1 protein-coding gene, 1 tRNA gene and 4 pseudogenes are annotated in these 3874 nt (G+C 63.9%); 2 read left to right on the top strand and 4 right to left on the bottom strand.

Annotation, left to right across the window (positions count from 1 at the left end; genetic code table 11):
• Positions 1 to 563: 563 nt before the first annotated feature.
• A pseudogene (locus tag ACGFYN_RS47950) lies at positions 564 to 929 on the top strand (IS701 family transposase); the annotation flags it as partial.
• A 155-nt stretch (positions 930 to 1084) separates the two neighbouring features.
• Here the strand turns inward: ACGFYN_RS47950 and ACGFYN_RS47945 are convergent.
• Positions 1085 to 1165 (bottom strand) — tRNA-Leu (locus tag ACGFYN_RS47945).
• A gap of 75 nt (positions 1166 to 1240) precedes the next feature.
• Positions 1241 to 1417 carry a hypothetical protein gene (locus tag ACGFYN_RS47940; RefSeq protein WP_393872252.1) on the bottom strand — a complete coding sequence of 59 codons (177 nt, stop codon included), beginning with the start codon at positions 1415 to 1417 and terminating at the stop codon, positions 1241 to 1243.
• Positions 1418 to 1614: 197 nt separating this feature from the next.
• On the opposite strand from ACGFYN_RS47940, the pseudogene ACGFYN_RS47935 reads away from it, so the two are divergent.
• Positions 1615 to 2797, top strand: a pseudogene (locus ACGFYN_RS47935) (IS110 family transposase); the annotation flags it as partial.
• A 44-nt stretch (positions 2798 to 2841) separates the two neighbouring features.
• Here the strand turns inward: ACGFYN_RS47935 and ACGFYN_RS47930 are convergent.
• Positions 2842 to 3261, bottom strand: a pseudogene (locus ACGFYN_RS47930) (transposase); the annotation flags it as partial.
• 9 nt (positions 3262 to 3270) lie between these two features.
• A pseudogene (locus ACGFYN_RS47925) lies at positions 3271 to 3724 on the bottom strand (transposase family protein); the annotation flags it as partial.
• Positions 3725 to 3874: the final 150 nt, after the last annotated feature.

Genomic DNA, 3874 nt, shown 5'->3' with positions numbered 1-3874 from the left:
GGGATCTCGGTGCTCTGTGGGTCATTGAAGGTGTGGGCAGCTACGGGGCTCAGATCGCCCGCCAGACGACACGTGCCGGCTACCAGGTTGCTGAATTTCATAGTTTTCCAACCGGTAAGATCGAGCAGTTCATCCTCTGACGCGAGGTTCGATGTAGCCGTTCGCCAGTGGCGCTGTCAGAGCTTTACCGGGCGAGGGGACAAAAGGTTGGCTAGCAAACCATCGCACATCCCTAAGATTCTTTAGACCTACCCCTCCGGGGCGCCCGTGCTCCCGCCAACGCACTTGCAGTCCCTGCACCCTGGACGGCTAAGCCTCATTCGTCCCAGATTGTCATTCGCGCATCGGTTCGGGTTCTGGCAGGGGAAGCCATTCGGCCTGTTCGGGAAGACGCACTCGCAGCCGCAAGGCGCCGACCACTGCCATCAGCAGCAGAACAGCGAGGACCAGGAAGAGTGTTGCCCCACGGCCGACTGCAAGCAGAACGCATGCGCATCGCTGCAGCGTCGCCGCTGCTCTTGAATCATCTTCACCTTAAGACCGCGTCCTACATGGTCAGTTTTGTCCCATTCGGCTGGGTGACGGCGGACACCGCCTACGGCTACAGCAAGGGCTGGCGATTCGAGCTTGAGCAGGCCGACGTCTTCCATGTCATGGCCACCACTCGGCACGACACCGTCGTCACCCGCTGGTCCATCGATCGCCCCGTCCGTTCCTGCGGTGAAGGAGCCCATGGCCGGCGGATCTTCGACTGGGCACGCGTCGAAGTGCGGCCCTGGCACCGCGAGGACCGCCGGCACTGGGTGATCGCCCGCCGCAGTGTCAGCAAGCCCCAGGAGATCTCCTACTACATCGCCTACTGCCCCGCCGACACGACGCTGGACGAGCTGATCCGCATCGCGGGCAGCCGATGGGCAGTCGACCCGTGTACCAGGGGCTTCACCCCGTGGTCGGCCCAACTGCGATGCCCACCAGTCAAGTTGGAAAGAATTTACTGACGCCGCAGGCGGAAATACCTAGCTTGCATAGCTCAGCAGTGCCAACACTATCGCCAAACATTCAGCTGGGGGAATTTTCGAAATAGTGAGCGAGGCGGGATTCGAACCCGCACGCCAAGAGGCTACGGATTTTAAGTCCGCTGCGTCTGCCTTTCCGCCACTCGCCCAATTTTTCAAGAGCTTATGCTGGGGAACCATCCAGCCAAGGAGAGTAGTCATTACTCACATGGAGGCGATCAGCTTTACGCAGGTAGCGTTGCGGCCAGCCTCGCCATGTTCACCTCATAGCCGCCGGCCGCCGGCGCCAGCACGATGTCCTCCGTTGATCCGGGCCGCGAGCCCCCAAAGAAGACTGGCACGTGCTGGCGCTCGCCATCGGCGGTGCGACCGACCACTCCGCTTGACCCGATGGTGATCATGGTCCAAGCCCCTTGCGGGGATCACCTCCCACGTGCTCGAGAGCCGTCGAGCTCCTGTTCAGACCGAGGGCCCCGCAGACCGCTGGGCTCATGAACGACTAATCGGATGTCGGGCCACCGAGCCCTTCCATTAGGGAGACGCATGCCCTGCACGGCTGTGACCAGCCACAACACCGGTTTGAGGAAGCGTGAGGCAAGTGAGAGCGTTCTGCGGCATCGACTGGGCCAGCGATCACCACGACATAGCCCTCATCGACGAGACGGGCTCGCTGCCTGGCACGGGCCCGCGTCGATGACAACGCGAAAGGGCTTGAGCAGCTGCTTCGGATGCTCACCGAACACGGCGATACCCCGCAGGAACCCATCCCGGTGGCCATCGAGACCTCTCGCGGTCTTCTGGTCGGGCCGCCCCGTCTACGCCATCAACCCGGTGGCCGCGGCTCGATATCGGGACCGGCACACGTCTCCCGCAAGAAGTCCGACCATCTGGACGCCAGGGTGCTGGCGAACATCCTCCGAACCGATGCCGCCGCACACCGAGAACTCCCTGCCGATTCCGAACTCGCCCAGGCCGTCACCGTCCTCGCCCGCGCTCAGCAAGATGCCGTCTGGGATCGCACCCAAGCCGGCAACAAACTGACCTCTCACCTGCGTGCGTACGTCCCTGGCTATCTGACCGCCGTCGGCAACCGGCGGGAGGGCATCTTCCACCCCATAGCCCGGACCCTCCTGGCCGCGCCCCCTACCCCTGCCAAGCGGACAGACTCACACCGGGCACAGCTGCGGTCTCTGTTGAAGAAGCCGGCCGCAAGAACACCATCGACCGGGAGGTCGAGCATCTTCACAGCGCCCTACGAATGCCGCAGATGCGTCAACTTCCCCTGGTGGAGCAGCCCATGGGACGGCAGACCCTGGCACTGCTCCGCCAGCTGGAGGCAGCCTGCACGAGTGCAGATGACCTCGCCGAGGCGTCAGTTGAGGCATTCGAGGCCCATGCCGATGCGGATATCATCACCAGCTTTCCCGGCCTCGGTCCGCTAAGCGGGGCCGGTATCCTGGCCGAGATCGGCGACGACCGGTCACGCTTTGCCGACGCCAGAGGTCTGAAGGCGTACGCGGGTTCTGCCCCAGTAACCAGGGCCTCCGGCAAGAGCGTTTCCGTCCTGGCTCGCAGGATCAAGAACCAGAGGCTGGCCGGCGTCGGCTACATGTGGGTTCTCAGCGATGGCCCACTCAACCGGAGCGCGAGCCCACTACGACCGCCGACGTGAAGCCGGAGACCGCCATACAGCCGCCCAGAGAAACCTCTTCAACCGGATGATCGGCTGCCTTCACCACTGCCTCGCTCACCGCGTCCCGTTCAACGAGGCCGTGGCCTTCCCGACCCCGCGAGAACCCACCTGGCCCTTGCCGCTTGACACGTTCTTCGCACCGGATGTCTTCTTCCCGGCGTCATACCCTGGCCGGAGGTGGGCACGCTGGTGGACGTCTTGATGCTCTGGGTGTCGCACACAGGCCGACGACTGCGCATGCCTGCCCTCCCGCAATCGCACCAACGTCTGAGCAGGCCGTTTAGTTGGATGAAGATGCCCTCCTTCTGCCACTTGGCGAAGTAGCCGTAGCCTGTTTCCCAGAGCGGTAAGTCGTGCGGCAGATAGTGCCGCTGCACCCCGGTGCGGTCCGCGTACAAGATGACATTCATGATCTCGCGGAGGTCGTGTTCCGGCGGGCGCCCAGAGTCCAGCGCCCGGCCGCGGCACTCGGGCGCCAGGCAGCCAGGAGCGCTCGATCAACTCCCAGCGGGCATCGGACAGATCAGTCGGACACACGCGTCGCTCACACACTGAGCCGTTTCACCCTGAATACGTGCAGGTCATCAGGGTGTGGATGGCTTGGACCGCTGTGCCGATGCGGCGGGTGGAGCAGCGTGCCCGCTGCAGGAGGCGCCAGGATTTCAGTTGGGCGAAGGCGCGTTCGCCCGCTGTCCTGAGGCGGGCGTGGTCGCGGTTGAACTGCTGGTAGTGCTCGGGTTGTTCGCGGTGGCCGTAGCAGGGGGTGCGGACGGTGGCGCCGGCACCCTGGTAGGCGCGGTCTGCGAGGACGAGGATGGCCTTCACGACAGCGGTGATCCGGGCCGGCGAGGCCCAGAGGAGTCGGCCGAAGGGATCGGTGAGGACCTGGACGTTTGTTCCGAAGCGCCGAACACGGCGAATGACCGAGCGGATCAGCTCGCGCTATCCGCGGCATGGGCGGACGGGTTGTCCTTGCGAAAACCATTGGTGCCCGGCTTGCTCCGCTGATGGACTGACGTCCCGCCGTGAGTCTGCTGTGTGACGGGGGTAGTAGTTGTGACGGAATATGACGTGCTTGCCGAGGTGTACGAATGGCTCATCTCGGATGCAAAGTTGCCTCCAGCCGAGTTCGCTGCGTCGTTCGACGACGTCCTCAATCTCCTGC

This window comes from Streptomyces sp. NPDC048419 (assembly GCF_043200415.1).
Lineage (GTDB): Bacteria > Actinomycetota > Actinomycetes > Streptomycetales > Streptomycetaceae > Streptomyces.
This window is presented reverse-complemented; position numbering and strand designations above follow the sequence as displayed.